The following is a 20,122-nucleotide window of genomic DNA, read 5'->3' on the forward strand; positions in this document are numbered from 1 at the left end:
CTACGCCTTGGCAGCGGGCCGTGTCGCCGATTGGGTCACGGTAGGCGAGCCCTCGGTGACCGTCAAGCAGTCGGTTGGCGTCGGTCTACGGGGCCACGGTCGGCTGTGCAGCGGTCACGTGTGGATCGGCCATGGCAGCGAGACGCGGATGGTCTTGCCGTCGGGATGCGGCTCGACGTCGGTGTATCCCCTTGCCTCAGCGGCGAGTTCGCGAACGATGAGCAGGCCGCGTCCGGATACCTCGTCGAGCGTTCCGTTCAGAGCGCGCGGCCGGAACGGGTGCGCGTCGCGTACGCCGAAGTGCAGCCAACCGTCGCCCAGGGACAGCGACACCGTGAGGTCGGACGCGATCTCACCGGCGTGCTCCACGGCGTTCGCGATCAGCTCGGTAGCGATCAGGCGGACGTCGTACGCGAGTTCGTGGTCGGCGGACAAACCCCACGCGAGCAGGAGGTCACCGAGGACGCGGCGCATCTGCGGAACGACGACGGGATTGCAGGGCAGGGTCAGTTCCAGACCTCGGATGGTCTCGGCAGCAGGCATTGCAGGTCTCCTTCGCAGACGAGCGATGCGAGGCAGCCCACGACCGAGCCCACCCCTGATCGACTGTCACGATCGATGTACTGAGCGTGATTTCGCTTGCTACGATCGTGGGCGCCCGATCCGGTTTTCGCAAGCTTCTAAAAAAGATCGGCGCAAGATAACTCGATGGAGTGAACATGCCCGCACAACCAGGTCCGTCAGTGCGACGACGTCAACTCGGCGCCACGTTGAGGAGCCTTCGCGAAACGGCAGGGATTACCGCCGAAGAAGCGGCCGTAGTCCTGGACTGCCACGCCTCCAAGCTCAGCCGCCTTGAGAACGGTCGCTCCGGCGTGCGCCCCCGGGATGTCAGAGACCTACTCAGCCGATACGGGGTCGACGACGAAGGGCTCCGGACCGCCCTCGAAGCGTTGGCCCGCACCAGCTATCAACGCGGTTGGTGGCATCAGTACAGCGGCACGCTGGACCAGGAACACACGGACTTCATCGGCTTGGAGGCAACCGCGTCCAGCGTCCGCAACTTCCAGCCGCTGCTGATTCCCGGTCTCCTTCAAACGGAGGATTACCTGACCGCCATCATCGAGTCCCACCACATCCAGGACACCCCTGAGCAGGTCGCGGCCCGTGTCGCCGTCCGGACGGCCCGACAAGAAGTGCTGACGCGGGCTCAGAATCCCTTGTCCCTCTGGGTCGTAGTCCACGAGGCGGCGGTCCGCCACGTAGTCGGCGGACGCGAAGTGATGCGGGCTCAGATCCAGCACATCCGCGAGTGGGCAGCGGTTCCCAACGTCACGGTGCAGGTACTGCCGTTCGCGGCCGGAGCACACGCGGGCATGCACGGTCCCTTCGCCATCGTGTCGTTTCCGGCTCTGGCCGCGCTCGACGTCGTCTACATCGAAAATCTGACGAGCAGTCTCTACGTCGAAGAGCCCGAACAAGTCCAGACCTACACAGGAGGCTTCGACCACCTGCGCGCTGCCGCTCTCGCACCCAAGGAGTCGCTGGCCTTCCTGGCCCATTTGGGCAAGGATCTGTGACACACACAAGAACTCATCGGGCGGGCGGGACATGCACAAGCACGGTCACTCGTCGGCGAGTTGGCGCAGAAGCACATACAGCGGCGTCAACGGTGAATGCGTCGAGGCTCACTCCTGCGCGGCGTGCAACGTGGCCGTCCGCGACTCCAAGCGCCCGGCCGCACCCGTCCTGACCTTCCGCCGGGGCCCATGGCACGCCCTTACCTCCGTCCTCGGCGCACGCTCGCGCTGAGGGCGTCGTCAGGACAGGTCCGCGAGCAAGAGATCGAGGACCGTTTCCTCTTCGAGTTTGACGCCCAACGCGAGCATGGTCGGGGTGAGTTCGGGGTCCCATGTGGCGTCGTGCGGGTTGCCGGTGAGGGGTTCGAGGGGGGTGGCGTGGGTCCGTGCCAGGCTGACGCCCGCTTCGTAGTCCAGGGCAGTCATCCGCCACGGGGAGGCGCCGAAGCGGCGTAGGACGCGATCCGCCATCGCCAGACCCGGCCAGTCGAAGTCGCCGTGATAGCGCAGGTCGGCACCCGCTTCGGCGAGGGCTCCGAGGAGGGTCGTCACGACCGTCGCCGGGTTGCCGGCGGTACACACGAGCGGGGTCGACGCACCCCGGTCGGCGGCGAGTTCGACCACGCGTGGGTTCTCGCAGATGTACACCGTTGTGCCGGCGGCCACGGGCGGACCCGACAGGCGGCGGATCTCGCGCACCGTCAGATGGGTCTCGAAGCCCGCGTCGGCACGCTCGCGCAGCAACCGGCCGGCCGCACTGTGGCCCGGCGGGCGCAGGCCCAGGGTCAGCACGGTGGCCGAGACCTCGTCGGTGGCCGCGCCCGCCAGCCGCCACAGGTCGCGGCGCTCGGACGCGCCCGAGGGCATCACCCCGTCCACGTGGCGCAGCGCCAACCCGCGCAGCACGATGCGCGCGAGCAGCGTCCCGTCGTCGAGGCCGTGGGCGGTGCCGGTGATGCGGGCGGCCAGGTCGCCGCGGCCGACGGGGTGGTCCGGGTCGAGTGCGGCCAGGACGCGGGCGCCCTGTTCGATCAGCCGCAACGCCTCCGCCGCCGGCAACCGCGCGAGGCTGCCGGAGCGGCGGACGGCGTCGACCCAGTCCCGGTCCGCGACCCGGGCCGCCTCGTCCCACAGGCGCACCGCGGTGTCCCGGCGGGCCCGGCGCTCCCCCGCCCGGTCGCGCAGCGGGCCGCCGAGTGCTTCGAGCACGGCGAGCAGGCCGTCGGTCGTGGCGCGCAGGCGCTCGTCCACCTCGGTCAGGGTGATCGTGACGGTGCCGGTGGGCGGCACGGATCGCCCCAGGAGCATGGACAGTCGGCGCCGCTCGTCGGGCGACCAGTGCGCGCTGCGGATGTGGCCCCGGACGACGACGCCGTTGCCTTCCACCCGGGCCCGCAGCCGGTCCCACAGATCGGCCAACTCGGGTCCGCCGAGCCAGTCGAGGGTGGCCCGCGAGGTCACGTACCCACCAGCCGCTTGCGCGAGCCGTCCCAGGTGAAGTGCAGCGTGGCCACGCCGCGGTGGTGGGGGTCGCGCAGGCATTCGTAGATGTGCAGGGACGGCACCTCGCGAAAGGTGCCCCACAGGCGCTCGCTGGTCAGCACGAAGTCGAGGTCGAGGCGCACCAGCAGGCCCAGCAGGCGCCCGTGCGTGGGTTCGTCGACCTTCGCGAACGCGTCGTCGAGCAGGATCATCCGCGGCGCCTGCACGGCCCCGGCGGCGACCGACTCGAAGTGCGCGGCGGCGGTGGCGAACAGGACCAGGTAGGAGATCACCCGCTGCTCGCCCTGGCTGAGACCGATCCGGGCGTTGAGCGTGCGCCGGCCGCCGGGGCGCGCGTCGTCGAGCACCTGCACCTCGAAGGTGTGCCAGTCCCGGTAGTCGAGTGCCCTGCGCAGGTGCAGGGCGTAGCCGGCGGTCGGATCCTTCTGCCGCTCGGCCTCGATCAGCCGCTGGAGGACGACGCGCAGGTTCTCCGCGTCCGCGCGCGAGCGCAGCGCGGCGGGACCGTCGAGCAGGTCGACGGCGGCGCGGGTGTCGGCGTCGGCGTCCTCGCGGATCTTCCAGACCAGCCGCGCACCGAGCCCGTGCGAGGTACGGACGCCGTCGAGGGTGTCGTTCATCAGCGTGATCAGTGCCTTCGCCGCGAACACCTGACCGGTCAGGTTGTCACCCAACTCACCGAGCAGGTATCGCTCGAAGACCTCACGCTCTCGCTCCGAGAGGCGGGTGCGGGCGTCCTGGGCCTGGTCGGCGAGCCGGCGGGCGATCAGCGCCACGTCGTGCCGTCCGTGGTCGTCGGTGATGTGGCACAGCTTGACGCCGTCGGTCTCGGTCAGCACCGCGTCGTAGCCGCCGCGCAGGCCGGCCTGGAGTTCGGTGTACCGGTTGAGCAAGGTCGTGTCGGAGGCGTCCTTGCCCGGTGGGCCGAGCCGCTCGCGGATCTCACGCAGGAGGCTGTCGAGGGCGCGGATCCGGGACCGGACATCGGTGCCGGGCGCCTCGGGTGCGATCAAGGTCTCCGCCCCGTCGAGACCGGCACCGCGCTGAACCTCGGGCAGCGCGAGCGCGCGGCGCAGTTCCGCGCCGGTGGCGACCACCGCCTCCTCCAGCGCGGTGAGATCCGTCTTGCGGGCGTCGCGTTCGGCTTCCGCCCTGATCGCGCGGTCGTGGGTCTCCTGCACGGCGAGCTCGGCGGGCCGAATCTGCCTGCGGGCCTCCTCCAGGCGCTGCGACACCTCCCGCTCCCGGGCCAGGATGGCCTGTGGATCCTCGCCGAGGGCCGCCTCCAGTACGGCGAGCCCGGCCTGCTCCTCGGCGAGGCGCAGGAGGCTCTCCTCATGCGCGGACACCTGGCGGGCGTGCCCTCGACGGGCCGTGCGCCAGGCGTCCCGCGCGTCCAGGTGCGTGCCGAGGCCGTCGCGCGTCGCGAGCGCCCGCCGGCGCAGCCCCTCGACGTCGTGCCGCACCCGGTCCACGAGCCCGCGGAGCTTGGCCAGTTCGGCTCGCTCGACGGGCAGCGCGTGCGCGGTCGCGTGTGCGTGGGCGCGCTCGCGGCGAGTGACCTCGACGACGCGCTTCGCGTCCGCGTCCCGGCGCGCGTGAGTCAACCGCCCGGCCAGGTCGCGCGCCTGTTCACGGGCCTCGCCGAGCCTGATCCAGGCCGCGTGCAGATCCCGTCCGGGTGGCAACGCCCGTAGCAGTGCCCGCAGTTCGTCGCGCCGACGATCGAGGTCGGCGAGTACGTCCTGCCTGCTCTCGTGTTCGGCATCGGCGTCGGCGATGCGGGCGCCGAGTTCGACGAGCTTGCGGCGACGGGTGGCGGCACGGACCTCGGCGCCGACGTATTCGGCCCGTTCCTTCGTGTGCGCGCCGAAGGCCACGCCGAGCCGCCAGGTGCCGTCGACGGCGATCCGACTGGTGCCCTCGTCCGCGGCGACCGAACGCAGCAGGGCGGCGACCTGATGGACCGTCACACCACTGTCGGGCACGGATACGGGGTCGAGCAGATCGGCCAGGGTGCGGCCGGTGACCGTCGCGGTCGGCGCGAGGAGCACGTCACGGGTGTCCGCGTCAAGCACCAGCCCCTCGGCAGCGACCCAGCCGTCGAGCAGCCCCGATGCCTCCAACGCTGCTTCCAGGCCGGCCTGTTCGGACTCGGTCAGATGGGCGGCGAAATCGACCAGGCGGTACAGCGGCGCACCGGTGCCCGGCGCCCGGACCGCCGCCCGGTAGCGTCCGGCATCGGGCGCCGAGTCGGGCCGCCGGGTCCAAGCGTCGTGCTCGGCGCGAAGTGCGGCGAGTTCGCCGGCCGCGGCCCGGACGGCCTCGCGGGCCCGGTCCCGGTGGGTATCGAGGTCGGCGGCCAGCGGGTCCACGATCGTCCGCGCGGCGCGCTCGACCTCGTCGTGCGCCTCGGCCGGCAGCGTCCGGTCCTCCAGGGGGAGCGAGTCGTCCTGTGCCGCGGTCACCAACGCCAGGATCGGCGCGGCGGCCTCGCCCAGCGGGTGGGCCCAGGCGCGCACCCGCTCGGCGAACGCGGTTCCGGCGTGCTCGACCTCGGCCGCGTGCCGGTCGATCCGTTGCCGCGCGGTCTCCGCGAGTGCGTCCAGGCGTTCGACGTCCGCCGCCGCCGAGCGGGCGGCTTGGCCGGCGTCGATCGCGGCCTTGAGAAGTCGGTCGAGTTCGTCGACGGCGCGCAGCCGGGCCTTGACCACGGGGCCGGCCGCGTCGAGTCGCGCGGCCCACTCCTCGATGGCGGCACGCAGTGGCGTGACGTCCACGGCGGCGACCTCGGGCGCGAAGGTTTCGACGGGGGTGGTGGGCGCGACGCCGGTCGCGGTGGCGTCGAGTCCGGCCTGTACGACCGCTCGCACCAGGGTGCGATGTTCGGCCGCGAGTTCCTTGACCGTGCCGGCGATCCGTTCGAGGTCGGCCGCGAGGCGGGCGGAAGCGGCCTCTTCCGCTCGGCGGGCGGTATCGGCGGCGTCACCGGCGGACCGGGCGGCGTCCTCGATGGCCGCCACTCGTGACTTGCGGTCCTGGATCTCGGTCAGGCTTCGGTAGGCGGCGCTCTCCTGCAGGGCCCGCAGCTCCGCTGTGGCCGCGCGGGACAGGTCCCGCCAGTGGGTGAGCTTGCCGTTGCGGTGGTCCTCTTCCGCGCGCAGGTCGGCGGCCTTGCGTTCGCTGTCCCCCGCGGCCCGGCGACCGGCGGTCAGGCCGGTCAGGCGGTCGGCCACCGCTTCGGTCCGGATCCGCAGCACGCCGTGCAGATATCCCTGATAGCCCGTCAGGAAACGGGCCAGGGCGCGGTCCAGCTCTTCGAGGTCGTGCAGGTCGCGCCGGATCGCGACCAGATCGTCGAGGTGTTTGGCGACCGTGGTGAGGATGTCCTCGTCGAGCGGCGGCAGCGCCTCGGTGAGCACCGCGGTCAGGCCGCCGGCCTCGATCCTGTCGCCCACGGTGGGTCGGCGCAGGCGGTGCAGAAGGTGGGTGAGGCTGCGGTAGCGCGCGGTGTCGGTGAGGCCGAACAGGTCGCGGGCGACCCGGGTGCGGTGCTCGGCGGCGCGGTCGGTGACGTTGCTCGCGCCGACCTGCCCCTTGAGCCGGTCGATCGCGAGCGGTTGGCCGTTCTCGACGAGGGTCAGGTCGTGGTCCACGCGCCGATCGGTGACGAAGAAGAACGGCTTGGCTTCCTTGGTCGAGTTCGACGCACGCACCGCCGCGCCGAGCGTGAGGTGTCGCGCTTCGCCGTCTTCGTCGACCCGCTCGAACTCGACCCACAGATAGCCGAGCCGGTTGGTCGCGGTGTAGCCGTCGAGCATCAGCCACTTGAGCGTGGTACGCCCGGTGCCCATCGCGTCGATCGAACGCTGCTCGCCGTCGAGGAGGTAGGGCAGCAGCATTTCGAGCGCCTTGGACTTGCCCGCGCCGTTCTTGCCGCGCAACAACATCCGGCCGGTGGCGAAGTCGAACCGGGCGTCGTCGTACTGCCACACGTTGCGAATGCCGGCCCGGGACAGCCGAAAACGGTGTGGGTGCTGCGGCAACGCGAGCGGGATCGGGGTCGGAACCGTCACAGGGGCAGGCCTTCCTGGATCGCGCGGGGTCGTTGCTCGCGGAGTCGGGACGCGTATCGAGCGGCGATGGCGGGGACTTCCCATGCGCTGCCGCTTCGGCTGCGCCGGGCGCCGCTCCCCCCTTCGCCTTCGTCGCGTTCGCTGCCACCGGCGCTTTCACCGATCGTCGACCGACGCAACAGGCGCATATGCGCGAGAAGTTCGGTGACCTCGTCGCGGAGTCGAAGCGGGTTCTCGACGAGATCGCGCTGCCAGCCGGCCTTGCGCCCGTACTCGGTCACAAGCACGGCGAGCGTCTCGTCGATCAGCGCGTCGGCCACCGGGACCGAGGCGGCCGGCTGGTCGGGGCGCACCTGGGCGACCAGGCGTTCGATCAGCAGGAGCGCTGCCTGCGCCACCGTTCCCCGGCCGGGGAACGCGACGTCGGACACCTCGTCGGCGGGATCGAGCAGGGCGATGCCCTCGGCCCGGATCTCCGCGTGCAGGCCCACGAATTCCTCGAACGTACGGGCTTCGCGCCGTTGATTCTTGCGCAGCCAGTCGTCCTCGTCCGGTACGAGTTCGTCCCGGAAGACGACCGGCGTCTCCGCCAGGCGTCGGCGGACGGCCACCCGCACACCGTGATGACCCGGATCGTGGGCGAGTGCGATCAGGTGCGCGGCGTCGGTCGCCTGCGCGAGCGGTCCGGCGATCAACGCGCGGGCGAGGTCGCGGTCGACGCTCAGCAGCGCCTCGGCGTCCTCCCTCTCGACGTAGTTGCCGAGGCTGCCGTCGACCTCGACCAGCACGCCCCACAGCACGAGTTGGCGCAGCGCGGCGGCCAGGGTGCGCCGTTCGACCTGCCGTCCCGCGTCGTCGAGTTCGATCCGGGCATCGGCGGCCGCACCCCGGATGTCGCTCACGAGCTGGGACAGCAGGACCTGTTCGGGCGCGGTGACCAGGGCGGCGAGGCCCAGGGTGAGGTAGGCGTAGGTGCGTGGGTTGAAGGGAGTCCCGGTGGACCGGAAGAGCGCACGGCCCGCGCCGGGTCCGGGACCGGCTTTCAGCAGCCGGGCGAAGCGCGCCTCGACGACGACCTCGTACCCGAGCAGTTGCCGGAACGCGGTCGTCAGCCAGTCCGCGTGCCGACGGATCGCGGCGAACTCGTCGCGGTGGGGCCCGTCCGCGAGGACGAGCGGGTCGGCGAGCAGTCGCCGGGCCGCGGCCCGGCGTTCGTCGGCGATGGCGGCGTCGTGGTCGCTCATCGGCTCTCCCGAACGGCGTCGAGGTCCCATTCGGACCCCGCGCGGCCCAGCAGCACGCGCAGCCCGTCGATCTCGAAGTCGCCCTCGGCGCTGCGCACCAGCGTGCGGGCGGCCGGATCCACGCGCAGGCCGAGCGCGATGTCGAGTTCGTCGAGGTCGCGGCGGGCACCGTCCAAGGCCGCCAGGTCACCGCTGACGCTGTTGAGCGCGCCGGTGAACAGCTCCTCGAACAGGGCCTTGGCCGCCGTCGACAGCCGGGCTCGATCGAGCTGCGCGGCCACCGCCCGCAACTCGGCGGCGGCGTCGGCCCGAGCGGTGGCCTCGGCCTCGGCCCGCGCCATCAGCTGCGCCTTCTGCGCGGAGTGGTCCTCCACCGACGCCGCCCGCCCGCGCTGCGACCGTTCGCCGCGCTCGCGCAGCGCGACCGGTACCTCGGCCACGGGTCCCTCCCACCAACTCGTGCCGGCGGGTATCGCGACGTCGAGGTCGCCGACCACGCCCAGGTGGCGGGCCCCGTACAGGCCGAACGCCGCCGCGTACAGGTCGTGCGCGGTGGTGTCGTCGCACCCGTCGAACCACGCGGCGAGCCGGATCAGGTCGCCGCGCCGGGACTGCCCGGAGGTGGTCGAGCGGATCATCCGCTTGGCGTTGGCGAGCAGCGAACCGAGGGCGCGCATCGTCGCCGCCCGAAGTTGGTCGACCTGACTGCCCTGCCCGTCCACGTCGACGAACCACGCCCGGAGCGCCGCCCAGTCGGCGAGCTCACGGCCGCGGCTGCGCTGCACTCGCGATCCGGTGACCTCCTCGAGGCCGGCCAGGCCGCCGCCGAGGTCGTCGATGCGACCGAGGAGATCGGTCAGGTACGGCGCGAGGGTGTCGAGGGAGTCCCGGATCCGTGGTGTGTGGAAGGCGACGTCCTCACGGATGGCCTCGACGTAGTCGAGCAGTAGCTCCTTGAACCCCCGGTACTCGTCACCGTCGAGGTCGTAGCGTGCCAGCACCTGGCCGAGGTAGGCGTAGAAGTCCCGTACCGAATCGGCGAACTCGCCGAACTGCACGAACAGCGTGGCCACGGCGTCCCGCGCCTGCTCGGGGTCGACCCCGCCGGGCGCGGCCACCCCGCGTGTCAACCCGGCGAGTTCGCGATCCACGAGGGCGAGCAACTCGGCGGCAACCTCGCGCGCGGCGTCGGCCCACGTGAGCACGTCGTCCACGTCCCGCTGGATCCGCTCACCGAGGTTGGAGATCTGGTAGCGCGACCGCGCCCGCTGAAACTCCGCGATGCTCGCGGCCCGCACGCGGTGCGTGCTCCGGATCAGATTGCCCCACCCGACGAGCGCGTCGAGCCGCGCGGTGACGGTCTCCACATCCGTCCGCCCGAGCCGCTCGGCGACCTCGTGCGCGGAGAGGTCCGCCATGAGCGACGAACCGAACAACCGCACGATCGCCAGATAGTCGTCCCGCTCCGGCGCACTCAGATAGCTGTACGCGACGAGCCGATCGCGAGCCTCCCGACCATCCCCCTGGTTGCCCCGAGCCATGCGACCAGACTAGACGAACCGCGCGGGCGCCCTCGGGCGAATCCCCCAACCGTCACGCTCTCCATCCGCGCAAGCGGCCCGGCCGAAACCTCCCGTGTCCAGCGCGCAATGCCAAAGGGGGCGGGCAGCCTCCGGGCGCCCCCGAACGGGACGCGCGTACAGGCCCGGAACGTGCCGATCGGTTTCTTGACGCCATGAGACGGCGGCCTCGGGACGGGGTTCAGCGGCCGGGCAGGCGGCCGAGCAGGGCGTTGATCGCCTCCACGTCAAACGCGGCAGGATCGAACCTGTCCCCCGATTCGAGGCCGAGCCATTCCAACCGCTCGGCGTGTTCCTCGTGACTCGGGTCGGCCAGGATCTCGAGGAGGTATTCATAGCCCCAGATACCGCCACTGTCCTCGGGCGGCCCGGCCCGCCGACCCGTCAGGCAGCGGGGGTAGACGGTCCCGGATTCGGCGCGAGCGACCGCCTCCACCAGGACGTCGTGCACCCAGTCGTCCCCGAAGTCGTAGGTGTACTGGAGTCGATCACCGACACGCGGAGCCACCTGGTCGAGCTTCTTGGACGCCGCGCTCCGGATGCCCAATTCACGATCGGCCACGCCATACCGCTCCTGCTCGGTCTCGAAGGCCCACATGTGGTAGTCCTCCCAACCGAAGGCCACCTGAACGACCGCGTGCAACCGCTTCAGCGTGCACTCCGACGACACCTCCAGCCGCCGCCAGATCGGCGGCTTGGAACCCGCCAGCGTGACCTTGATCCGGTGGACACTCCCCCACGCCCCGGATCCGGCACTCACGGTCGACTTCACTCCTCGCGCATTCACCATGCCCAACACTGTGCCGGCCACCGCAGGACCGGCCACCCACCAACGGATCACCGACCACAACAGATCGAGAATGACCGGACATGTTTGACCACGAGGCAAATCGGGTGCTCCGGGCTGCCGTGGGCGGCAGGATGCCGGGTGTGACTGATCCGATTCGGGTGCCAAGCGTGGATGAACTGGAGCGACTGCGGGAGGTCGAGGTCTCGGCCGGGCGGTGCTTCGGGGATGTCGGAATGCCGGAGATCGCCGCGGACGAGCCGCCGGAGATCGCGGTTTTGGAGCGGTACCTGGTGGGTGGCCGACTGCTCGTGGTGGGGAATCCGGTGCTCGCCTATGCGACCTGGGACCGCGTGGACGGGGCCGCGCACATCGAGCAGGTTTCGGTGCATGGCGATGGGGCGCGGCGGGGGCTCGGGCGGTCGTTGATCGATCGGGTTCAGGTGGAGAGTGGGCTCGCGTTGACGCTCACCACCTTTCGGGATGTCGCGTGGAACGCGCCGTACTACGAGCGGATCGGGTTTCGGCTGCTCGGCGCGGACGAGGTGACGCCCGGGCTGGCGGCGATTCGGGCGGCCGAGGCGGCGGCCGGGCTCGATCGGTGGGCTCGGGTGTGTATGCGGCGAGAGGTCTCGCGTTCGCACTGACTTCCGAATCCGCGCCCGGTGCTGACGGTTGGTCAGCTAACTTCTGCGCATGACGGATGCGCTGGGTGCGACGGACGAGTCGGCCGGGACCGGCGAACCGGACGGGGCGGCGAAGTCGCATGGGGCGGTGGAGTCGGACGGGACGACTGATCCGGATGGGTCGGCCGATCCGGGACAGGCGACCGAGTCGGACGAGACGACCGAGGCGCCGCCCGCCCCCAAGCGCAAGCCGTGGTCGCGACGGCGCAAGGCGGTCGTGGGACTCGTCGGGCTGGTGACCCTGTCGCTGTTCGCGCTGGGCGGGTGCGCGGCGTGGGTGCTGTACTCGCTGAACTCCAACATCAAGCGGATCGACGGTGTCTTCGACCGGTCGAGCATCCCCGCGGCCGGACCCCGCCCGCCGGCCGATCCCGTCGCCGGCCGCGCGCTGAACATCCTGCTGGTCGGGATGGACGCGGCAGCCGCCGGCGCCGACCCCGAGGCGCTGGAGGGGCGGCGCAGCGACACGATGATGATCCTGCACCTGCCGTCCGACCGGGGTTCGATCTCGGCGATCTCGCTGCCGCGCGACTCGTGGGTGGCGATCCCGGGGCACGGCGAGGCCAAGCTCAACGCGGCGTTCTCATGGGGCGGGCCGGCCCTGCTCGTGGCCACGATCGAGAATCTGACCGGCGTCCGGATCGACCACTACGCGGCGGTGGACTTCGGCGGCTTCAAGGGCATGGTCGACGCGCTCGGCGGGGTGACCGTGGACGCCGACAGGGGCGAGGCGAAGCTCGACGGCAACGAGGCGCTGAAGTTCGTGCGGCAGCGGTACGGGCTGGAACGGGGCGACCTGGATCGGGTCGCGCACCAGCAGCAACTGCTCGGCGCGATCGCCGAGAAGGTCGCCGCCGAGGGCGTACTCGGCAGCCCGTTGCGGACCGAGAACCTCCTCCAGGCGCTCACGAAGTCGTTGACGGTGGACGACGACATGAACTTCCGGTTCATGCTCGATCTCGCGACCGACCTCAAGGGCATCAACGAGGCGGACCTGGCCTTCCGCACCGCCCCCGTCGCCGGTTTCGGCGAGCGCGGCGGCGGTCAGAGCGTGGTGCTGCTCGACGACAAACGCTGCAAGGAACTGTTCGCGGCGGTCAGGGCCGACATCCCGTGGCCCGAACCGGCCGAGGGCGAACTCTGGCGCCCGTGACCGCGCGCCCTCACCGCAACCGGTGCAGGGCCCGGCGTGCCGCCATGGCGACCTCCGGGTCCGGGTGGGTGGCCTCGGCGAAGCGCAGGACGTCCTCGGCGCAGGGGTGACCCATCGCCGCCAGCTCGCCGAACACCACGTCGGCGCCCGGGCCCTGGCTGCCCGTGACCTCGGTGAGCAGGCCCAGTACGGCGGCCTCGTGCCGGCCGAGCAGCGCCGCCGCGGCGTTGTCCGCGGTGAGCCAGGCCAGCGTGCGCAGCGTCGCGGGCGGGACGTCGCGGTCGTGGGTGAGCCGCCAGTTCCACACGTGCGGGGCCAGCGTGGGGTCGGCGCCGGCCTCGGCGAGGGCGTGGTCGACGGCGGCCTCGGGGAGGTCCGCGTCACCCACGTGGGCGAAGAGCATCAGCCGCTCGGTGGGTCCGGCCGCCCCCGCCGCCGCGCACAGCTCGGACAGCGCGACGTCGACCGGTCGGCACCCGACCCAGCTCGCGAACGCACGGGTGGCGATCGGTCGCGGCCACGCGCCCATCGCGCACAGCAGCCGGGCGCCCGACGCCGCGGTGTAGTCGTCGACGGTGGCGACCGGCAGGCCCTGCTCGCGGAACATCCGGTGCACGAGCGCGCCGCCGAGGCCGGTGAGCGTGATGCCCTCGGCGGTGCGCCGGACCACGCCGAGTGCGGCGAGCCGGTCGGCCAGCAGGACCATCCCCGCGCGGACCCGGACCAGCACGTCGGCCGGGTCCCGGTCCGCCGGCACGGTCGCGTCGGTCGCGCTGATCGCGCTGGTCCCGTCGGTCCCGTCGGTCCCGTCGGTCGCGTCGCACAGCAGACCCATCTCGCGGTTCAGGTCGGGGGCGTCCAGGATCCGCCCGAGGGCGAACGCCTCGTCCTCGGCCGGTGGTTCGACGGGCAGCGTGCGGACCACGTGGTCGAGGTCGCGGCGGACCGCGAGGCCGACGAACAGCGACACCGGGAGCGGGCCGCCGAGTTGGACCAGGCCGGTGAACAGCGACGCGGCGAGGCCCTCGGGCAGGTCCCATCGGCCGTCGTGGATCTCGCCGAACGTCGCGTTGTCCTCGGCCACCACGACCATCGCACGCGCGGCGAGCGCGACCAGTTCGGCGTCGCCGCCCTCGTGCCACACCCGCAGGCCGTCCGCGACGTGCGCGAACCCGTCGGCGAGGTACAGGAAACCGGTGCCGAGCGCGAGCGTCCAGCGCCGGTGCAGGGCGTGCACGTCGCGGGCCGTGCGGGCGCCGCGGGGCGCGGGGGCAGGCGGGTCGGGCCGGTCGGGCGCGTCGGGCTGCTCCGGGATGCCGAGGGCGGCGACCACCCGACGCGCGACGTCCCACACGAGCACGTCGTCGAGGGTGATCGGCAGCGGCCCGTACTCCTCGACGTACTCGGCGAGCGCCGCCGCCTGCGCGAGCAGCGGCGACATCCGCGCGGCGAGCGCGCACTCGTCCCGGGGCGGGACGTACAGCGGGGGCAGCGACGGTTCGGCCGGGCCGCCCGCGCCGGCGCCGGCGAGCGGTGCGGGTACGCCGAGTTCGAGAAAGCGCGACCGCAGCCCGTACAGCCCCAGCGGAGTCAGTCGCACGGCCATGAACGGCTCCCCGCCGCCCACGAGTTCGCGGATCTCCAGGACGCCGAACGCGCGCAGGTCGTCCATCTGGTGCGCGAGCGTCATACCGGTGAACAGCGCCGGGTCGGCGACCGACGTCGAGCGCAGCCGCCCGTCGGGCGTGTACGAGAGCAGTTCGAACAGGCTGCCCATCGGCACCCATCGGCCCGCGTGGTCGTACAGCTCGCGCAGCAGCTCGCGGATCACGTCGCCACCGCGCAGCACATGCCCGGCCCGGAGCCTCGCCGGCCGCCCGGTGACCTCACCGACCGCGACGCCCTCCCACAGGCTCGACCACACGCGCAGTACGTCGGCCGGCCGACCCGCCGCCAGCGCACGCGCGACCGCGCCGGCGGTCGCGACCGTACGACGCACCTCGATCAGCCCGGCCGCGCACGCGATCGACCAGACGTGGTGCAGCGGTTCCACGTCGCGCGCGCTCCGGGTGCCCGCGACCGCCTCGCCGATGCCCAGGAGCAGCGCGGCCTCGGCGGCGGGGCCAGCCGCAGCACGCCGGTGGCGGTGACCGGTCGCCCGCGGCCCACCCAGCGCGCCAGCGCGAGCGCGGCGGCGAACGAGGGCGCCACCGACGCGGCCCGAGCCAGCTCGCGCTCGTCGGGCAGCCGGATCGCGGGCAGCGCCCGCCCCCGCCCGGGACCGGTCGCGTAGCCCGCCACGAACAGCTTCTTCGCCGACCCCCAACGCGCGGGATCCGCCATCCTGGCCGGAAGTTCGCCCTCGTGCCGAGCCAGCACCCCGCACAGCTCCGCGTGCCCGTCGCTGTCGGGGTGAACGCGGCCGCGGTCGCCGAGGAACTCCAGGAACAACCGCAGCGCGGGCACCACGAGCTTCACGGTGTCGTCGCGGGGCAGCGCCACGTGCGCGGGCACCAGGGTTTCGAGCAGCGCGTCCAGGTCGCCGGCGCGCCAGCGGGTGGGGTCGTCGAGCTGCAGGCACGCGACCCGCAGGTCGAGCAGGGTGCCGAGGACGTCGATCATCCGCTCGGTGTCCTGGGCGGGCCGGCCCGGCTGCGCGAGCCACATTCCGAAGTCGGCCACGATGCCGCAGGAATCGGGAGATAGCGCCACGTCGCAGAGCGTAGTGAGCGCCGTCGCCGCTTCGCATGGATTTCGGACAATCCATGCGAAGCGGCAATGGGGGCTCGGGCACCGCCCCGTGCGGTACCCGAGCCCGGGGGCTCAGGCCCAGTTCGGACCGGCCATCATCCCGCCGTCGACGAGGAACTCGGAGCCGGTCGAGTAGGACGAGTCGTCCGAGGTCAGGAACAGCGCGAGCTTGGCGACCTCGTCGGCGCGGCCGATCCGCCCGAGGGCGAGGTTGGCGTAGATGTCGGCGGCGGACGCGGTCTCGTCGCTGACGAGGCCCTCGATGTTGTCGGGACGCACCATCGGGGTGTCGATCCCGCCGGGGTGGATCGAGTTGACCCGGATGCCCACCCGGCCCAGTTCGAGCGCGGCGGCCTTGGTCATGCCGCGGACGGCGAATTTGGTCGCGGTGTACCCGATCATCCCCGCGACGCCCTGGAGACCGTTGGTGGAGGACGTGTTGACGATCGTGCCGCCGCCGGCGGCCGCCAGCGAGGGGATGACCGCCTTCATCCCGAGGAACACGCCGACCTGGTTGATTCCGACTATCTCCATGTAGTCGTCGAGCGACGTGTCGGTGATCGCCCCGAACCGCAGCACGCCGGCGTTGTTGACGAGGCCGTTCAGCGCGCCGAATGCCTCGTTCGCCACCGCGACGGCCTCGGCCCACTGGGCCTCCTCGCGCACGTCCAGGTGCACGTAGCGGGCCGCGTCCCCGAGCTCCTTCACGACCGCCGCGCCCGCGTCGTCGAGGACGTCGCCGATCACGACCTTCGCACCCTCCGCCACGAACAGGCGCGCCTCCGCCTCGCCCTGCCCACGCGCGGCACCGGAAATAATGATGACCCTGCCGTCGAGCTTGCCCACTGCGTCCACTCCTCCGTGACGTATGAGGCGACACCCCCGGCGACCACGACCGCCACCGCGACGACGCCCACGAGCGAAGCCGCGTCGCGAGCGCGACCCGATCCGACCACCGGCAGCGCCGACGCGCGCGACCGCGACCGCGACCGCGACCGCGAGCACCAACGACCGCGACCGACTGCGCTCACGACCACGACCGCCGGCAACCAAGTGCCGATCGCGCCGAGGCCCGCGACCGCTACCGCCTGCGCCTGCGCCTGCGCCTGCGCCTGCGATCATGCTGCGCTCGCGACCGCCACCGCCGGCGCCTGCAACCTCCGGCAACCGCCTGCGACCGCGACCGACTGCGCTCGCAACCACGAGCGCTTGCGCCCACGACGACCTGCGCCCGACCGCACCCGCACCCGCAACCAGAACCACCTGCGACGGCCCAAGCCTGCGACCGCAGCCGCAGCCGCAGCCGCAGCCACAATCGCCCGCGCCGGCGCCCAGCCGTGACCGCAACCACTCACGCCTACGCCTACACCTGTGCCTGTGCCTGCGACCACGCCCGCAACCACCCGCGACCGCGCCCGCCGGCACCCCGGCCACGTGCGACTACACACGTGTCGTCCGCCGGTGATGTGCGCCACTTTTGCTGACAGGGCGTCAGATTACGTGCGGACCTGCGTGGACGCCAGGCCGTCCGGCCGGAAAAAGACAGCTGTCTCCCTTCAGGTGACGGGTCGTCAGGTGGCATGGTGACCCCAGCGCAGAGCTCGCCGGCGACGGCGGCCCCGCGCCGAGGCGACAACGTACGCGATCCACAGTGAGGTGCCCCCGTGCTGCTCGACCCTTCCGCCGCCCTGCTCACCGATCGCGTCGCCCTGGTCACCGGCGCCGCCCGGGGAATCGGCGCGGCGACGGCACTCGCGCTGGCGCGGTTCGGCGCGGACGTCGCCATCTGCGACCGCGAGACCACCGGCCTCCAGGAGACCGCGAAGGCGATCGAGGCCACCGGGCGCCGTGTGCTCGCGGTCGAGCTCGACGTCCGCGACGGCGAGGGCGTCGAACGCTTCGTCCAGGAGGCGCACGGCGCGCTCGGCCCGCTCGACATCCTCGTCAACAACGCCGGCGGCGGCTTCTGGTCGCCGTTCATGGAGGTCCGCGCCAAGGGCCAGGCCGCACTCGTCGACGAGAACTTCACCTCCGTCACGCACGTGATCCGACACGGCGTCCCGCTCATGCGCGAGGGCGGCTCGATCGTCAACGTCACGAGCATCGAGGCGTTCCGCGCCGCACCCGGCTTCGCGGTCTACGCCGCGATGAAGGCCGCGGTCGAACAGCTCACCAAGTCGCTCGCCCTCGAACTCTCCCACCGCCGCATCCGGGTCAACTGCGTCGCGCCCGACGCCATCCCCACCCCCGGCGACGCCGGCCTCGCGGAGACCTTCGAGACCGACGAGGGCGCGTACGACTACGCCGCCAAGGTCCCGCTCGGCCTCGGCGAGCCCGACGACTGCGCCGCGCCGATCGTCTTCCTCGCGAGCGACCTCGCTCGCTTCGTCACGGGCACCACCCTGCACGTCGACGGCGGCACCATGGCCGCCTCCGGCTGGGTCCGCCGCCCGGACGGCACCTTCGCCCCCTGACCCGACGGCCGCGCCCCCGACCGCCCGCCGCCCGCCACGCCACCCACCCCGGAGCACCTGAACGTCCCGACCCGCCCGACCCGATCTCGGAACTGGGAGCGCTATGGAATTCGGCATCTTTCTCCAGGGATACAACCCGTCGTTCCGGCGCGAGGGAAACCCGAACGCCGAGCACGAGGCCCTGATGAACGACATGGACTTCGCGATCGCGGCCGACCGGGCCGGCTTCAAGTACGCGTGGCTGAGCGAACACCACTTCCTGGACGAGTACTCGCACCTGTCCGCCAACGACGTGATGTGCGGCTACCTCGCGCACGCCACCGAGCGGATCCACATCGGCTCCGGCATCTTCAACCCGCTCCCCCAGGTCAACCACCCGGCCAAGGTCGCCGAGCGGGTCGCGATGCTCGACCACCTCACCAAGGGCCGCTTCGAGTTCGGCACCGGGCGCGGCGCCGGCAGCCACGAGATCCTCGGCTTCCTGCCCGGCATCGAGGACATGTCCGAGACGAAGGCGATCTGGGAGGACGTGATCCGGGAGTTCCCGAAGATGTTCCTCCAGGACACCTACGAGGGCTACGACGGCACCTACTGGCAGCTCCCACCCCGCAAGATCCTGCCCAAGCCGTACGGCAAGTCGCACCCCGCCATGTGGTACGCCGCAGGCAGCCCGCCCTCCTACGCGATGGCCGCCCGAATGGGCCTGGGCGTACTCGGCTTCTCGATCGGCGACCCGGCGAGCGCCGAGAAGCTGGTGGCCGGCTACAAGCGCGAGATCGGCAACGCCGAGCCGATCGCCGACTTCGTCAACGACAACGTGCTGTGCGTGTCCACCGGCTTCGTCGCCGACACCAAGGAGCGGGCGATCGCCAACGCGGTCGCGGCCCGCCCGATGTACCTGACCAGCAACGTGTTCCGCTACCACGACACGTTCCCGCACCCCGAGGGCATCCCCTACTGGCCCGAGTTGATGGCCGACCTGACGCCCGAGCTGGTCGAGTTCGCCGCCGACGCGGGCGCGCTGATCTGCGGCGACCCGGACGGTGTGCTGGACGCCGTCAAGGCCTACGAGGCGGTCGGCGTCGACCAGCTCGTCCTCGGCCTGGGTTGCGACGACCGCGAGAACACACTCAAGACCATCGAACTGTTCGGGAAGTACATCATCCCCAAGCTCGACACCGACCCGGAGCACCGCACGACACGGTTCCGCCGGCAAGCCTGACCCGCGCCGCCACCCCGCCCGGCCGGGTACGCCCGCCGGGCCCGTCCCGCACGACACGTGTCACCGCACGACCGATCACCACACGGACCGATCACCGCACCAGTGATCACCACACCGGTGATCCCCCCGATCACGGCACGACCCGATCACCGCACCACCCGAAAGGCAGTCATGAGCTTCAAGGAGTACCCGATCAAGGTGAGCAGCATGCTGTTCACCGCCGTGGACCCCGAGCGCGGCCACGAGGTCAGCTACAACCGCTGGTACGAGCGCGACCACTTCTACGCCGGCTGCATGATCGGCCCCGGCATGCTCGCGGGCAGCCGCTGGGTGGCCACCGCCGACCTCAAGGCGCTGCGCTTCCCGGCCGAGACCGACGTCGTACCGGCCATCGACGCCGGCTCCTACGTCGCGATCTACTGGATCAACGACGGCCAGTTCGACGAGTGGAACGCGTGGGCCGTCGACCAGGTCAACTGGCTCTACGGCAACGACCGCGGCTTCCAGCACCGGATCCACGCGCACACCGGCATGTACATCCACGACAGCCGCTGGTACCGCGACGAGGACCCGGTCCCACTGGAGCTCGCGCTCGATCGCAACTACCAGGGCCTGGTCTCGCTGACCGTGCAGCGCGACGAGGGCGTCACGCAGGAGGACCTGGAGGCCTGGTTCACCGGGCACCTGCCGGACTTCCTCGCCGGCTCGCCGATCGCCTCGGTCGCCGCATGGACCGCCGTCCCGCTCAAGGACGACGCCCCCGCGTTCGTCCCGCGCGACCCGAACGCCGCGACCCGCAGCATGCAGCTGTACTTCCTCGAGGGCGACCCGCGCGAGAGCTGGGACGCGTTCAAGGCATGGGCCGGGCAGATCGACGCTTCGGGCATCGGCAAGGTCTCGTTCTGCGCGCCGTGGATCCCGACCGTGGTCGGCACCGACAAGTACACGGACGAACTCTGGGGCTGACCGACCCGCGACCGGCCCGCGACCGGCCGCTCACCGGACCCGCCGGCAGTTCACCACCCGCGTCGCGAGGAAACCCTCGTCGGGGTTCCACAACTGCCGC

At 71.8% G+C, this 20,122-nt stretch carries 16 protein-coding genes; 7 read left to right on the plus strand and 9 right to left on the minus strand.

Translation table 11 applies throughout. The features are described from left to right. Positions 1-114 precede the first annotated feature (114 nt). Positions 115-543 carry an ATP-binding protein gene (locus OG928_RS08720; protein ID WP_406281236.1) on the minus strand — a complete coding sequence of 143 codons (429 nt, stop codon included), beginning with the start codon at positions 541-543 and terminating at the stop codon, positions 115-117. Between the two features lie 176 nt (positions 544-719). Between OG928_RS08720 and OG928_RS08725 the strand changes: the two genes are divergently transcribed. Together OG928_RS08725 and OG928_RS08730 are read left to right on the plus strand one after the other, a co-directional pair. Next, positions 720-1,580, plus strand: coding sequence for a helix-turn-helix domain-containing protein (locus tag OG928_RS08725; RefSeq protein WP_406281238.1), 861 nt, complete (start codon positions 720-722; stop codon positions 1,578-1,580). A 31-nt stretch (positions 1,581-1,611) separates the two neighbouring features. Continuing rightward, positions 1,612-1,812 carry a DUF397 domain-containing protein gene (locus tag OG928_RS08730; RefSeq protein WP_406281240.1) on the plus strand — a complete coding sequence of 67 codons (201 nt, stop codon included), beginning with the start codon at positions 1,612-1,614 and terminating at the stop codon, positions 1,810-1,812. A gap of 8 nt (positions 1,813-1,820) precedes the next feature. Here OG928_RS08730 and OG928_RS08735 read toward each other — a convergent pair whose 3' ends face one another. The 5 genes from OG928_RS08735 to OG928_RS08755 all read right to left on the minus strand — a co-directional run bounded on the left by OG928_RS08735 (position 1,821) and on the right by OG928_RS08755 (position 10,743). Beyond that, positions 1,821-3,041 carry a TIGR02679 family protein gene (locus OG928_RS08735; protein WP_406281242.1) on the minus strand — a complete coding sequence of 407 codons (1,221 nt, stop codon included), beginning with the start codon at positions 3,039-3,041 and terminating at the stop codon, positions 1,821-1,823. Beyond that, positions 3,038-7,159 carry a TIGR02680 family protein gene (locus OG928_RS08740; protein WP_406281244.1) on the minus strand — a complete coding sequence of 1,374 codons (4,122 nt, stop codon included), beginning with the start codon at positions 7,157-7,159 and terminating at the stop codon, positions 3,038-3,040. The genes OG928_RS08735 and OG928_RS08740 overlap by 4 nt, the downstream gene beginning before the upstream one ends. Continuing rightward, entirely contained in the window at positions 7,156-8,403 is a 1,248-nt protein-coding gene (locus tag OG928_RS08745) for a TIGR02678 family protein (protein WP_406281246.1), read from the minus strand. The genes OG928_RS08740 and OG928_RS08745 overlap by 4 nt, the downstream gene beginning before the upstream one ends. Then, on the minus strand, positions 8,400-9,944 hold the full coding sequence (locus tag OG928_RS08750) for a TIGR02677 family protein (RefSeq protein WP_406281248.1): 1,545 nt from the start codon (positions 9,942-9,944) through the stop codon (positions 8,400-8,402). Before OG928_RS08750 ends, OG928_RS08745 begins: the two co-directional genes overlap by 4 nt. A 220-nt stretch (positions 9,945-10,164) precedes the next feature. Then, complete coding sequence (locus tag OG928_RS08755; protein ID WP_406281250.1) at positions 10,165-10,743, minus strand: plasmid pRiA4b ORF-3 family protein; 579 nt, start codon at positions 10,741-10,743, stop codon at positions 10,165-10,167. A 161-nt stretch (positions 10,744-10,904) separates the two neighbouring features. Here OG928_RS08755 and OG928_RS08760 point away from each other — a divergent pair, with 161 nt between their 5' ends. Both OG928_RS08760 and OG928_RS08765 read left to right on the plus strand, forming a co-directional pair. After that, positions 10,905-11,417 carry a GNAT family N-acetyltransferase gene (locus OG928_RS08760; protein ID WP_406281252.1) on the plus strand — a complete coding sequence of 171 codons (513 nt, stop codon included), beginning with the start codon at positions 10,905-10,907 and terminating at the stop codon, positions 11,415-11,417. Positions 11,418-11,466: 49 nt separating this feature from the next. After that, on the plus strand, positions 11,467-12,609 hold the full coding sequence (locus tag OG928_RS08765) for an LCP family protein (protein WP_406281254.1): 1,143 nt from the start codon (positions 11,467-11,469) through the stop codon (positions 12,607-12,609). A gap of 10 nt (positions 12,610-12,619) precedes the next feature. On the opposite strand, the gene OG928_RS08770 is transcribed toward OG928_RS08765, so the two are convergent. The 3 genes from OG928_RS08770 to OG928_RS08780 all read right to left on the minus strand — a co-directional run bounded on the left by OG928_RS08770 (position 12,620) and on the right by OG928_RS08780 (position 16,206). Further along, complete coding sequence (locus tag OG928_RS08770) at positions 12,620-14,662, minus strand: hypothetical protein (RefSeq protein ID WP_406281256.1); 2,043 nt, start codon at positions 14,660-14,662, stop codon at positions 12,620-12,622. After that, complete coding sequence (locus OG928_RS08775) at positions 14,614-15,321, minus strand: hypothetical protein (protein ID WP_406281258.1); 708 nt, start codon at positions 15,319-15,321, stop codon at positions 14,614-14,616. Before OG928_RS08775 ends, OG928_RS08770 begins: the two co-directional genes overlap by 49 nt. 111 nt (positions 15,322-15,432) lie before the next feature. After that, complete coding sequence (locus OG928_RS08780; RefSeq protein ID WP_406281260.1) at positions 15,433-16,206, minus strand: SDR family oxidoreductase; 774 nt, start codon at positions 16,204-16,206, stop codon at positions 15,433-15,435. Positions 16,207-17,024: 818 nt separating this feature from the next. On the opposite strand from OG928_RS08780, the gene OG928_RS08785 reads away from it, so the two are divergent. From OG928_RS08785 to OG928_RS08795, 3 genes are all read left to right on the plus strand, one after another. Continuing rightward, positions 17,025-17,834, plus strand: a complete 810-nt coding sequence (locus OG928_RS08785) for an SDR family NAD(P)-dependent oxidoreductase (protein ID WP_406281262.1) — start codon at positions 17,025-17,027, stop codon at positions 17,832-17,834. A 103-nt stretch (positions 17,835-17,937) separates the two neighbouring features. Then, the gene (locus tag OG928_RS08790; protein WP_406281264.1) at positions 17,938-19,056 is read left to right on the plus strand and encodes an LLM class flavin-dependent oxidoreductase; all 1,119 of its coding nucleotides are present in this window, start codon (positions 17,938-17,940) and stop codon (positions 19,054-19,056) included. 171 nt (positions 19,057-19,227) lie between these two features. Further along, entirely contained in the window at positions 19,228-20,022 is a 795-nt protein-coding gene (locus tag OG928_RS08795) for a hypothetical protein (protein WP_406281266.1), read from the plus strand. The last annotated feature ends 100 nt before the right edge of the window (positions 20,023-20,122 follow it).

The sequence above is a fragment of the Embleya sp. NBC_00896 genome (assembly GCF_045207785.1).
Classification (GTDB): domain Bacteria; phylum Actinomycetota; class Actinomycetes; order Streptomycetales; family Streptomycetaceae; genus Embleya.

Bases quoted from the DNA above. Each gene is read 5' to 3' on its own strand.
- OG928_RS08720 (WP_406281236.1), bottom strand. From the start codon at position 543: ATGCCTGCTGCCGAGACCATCCGAGGTCTGGAACTGACCCTGCCCTGC.
- OG928_RS08725 (WP_406281238.1), top strand. From the start codon at position 720: ATGCCCGCACAACCAGGTCCGTCAGTGCGACGACGTCAACTCGGCGCC.
- OG928_RS08730 (WP_406281240.1), top strand. From the start codon at position 1,612: ATGCACAAGCACGGTCACTCGTCGGCGAGTTGGCGCAGAAGCACATAC.
- OG928_RS08745 (WP_406281246.1), bottom strand. From the start codon at position 8,403: ATGAGCGACCACGACGCCGCCATCGCCGACGAACGCCGGGCCGCGGCC.
- OG928_RS08750 (WP_406281248.1), bottom strand. From the start codon at position 9,944: ATGGCTCGGGGCAACCAGGGGGATGGTCGGGAGGCTCGCGATCGGCTC.
- OG928_RS08760 (WP_406281252.1), top strand. From the start codon at position 10,905: ATGCCGGGTGTGACTGATCCGATTCGGGTGCCAAGCGTGGATGAACTG.
- OG928_RS08765 (WP_406281254.1), top strand. From the start codon at position 11,467: ATGACGGATGCGCTGGGTGCGACGGACGAGTCGGCCGGGACCGGCGAA.
- OG928_RS08790 (WP_406281264.1), top strand. From the start codon at position 17,938: ATGGAATTCGGCATCTTTCTCCAGGGATACAACCCGTCGTTCCGGCGC.
- OG928_RS08795 (WP_406281266.1), top strand. From the start codon at position 19,228: ATGAGCTTCAAGGAGTACCCGATCAAGGTGAGCAGCATGCTGTTCACC.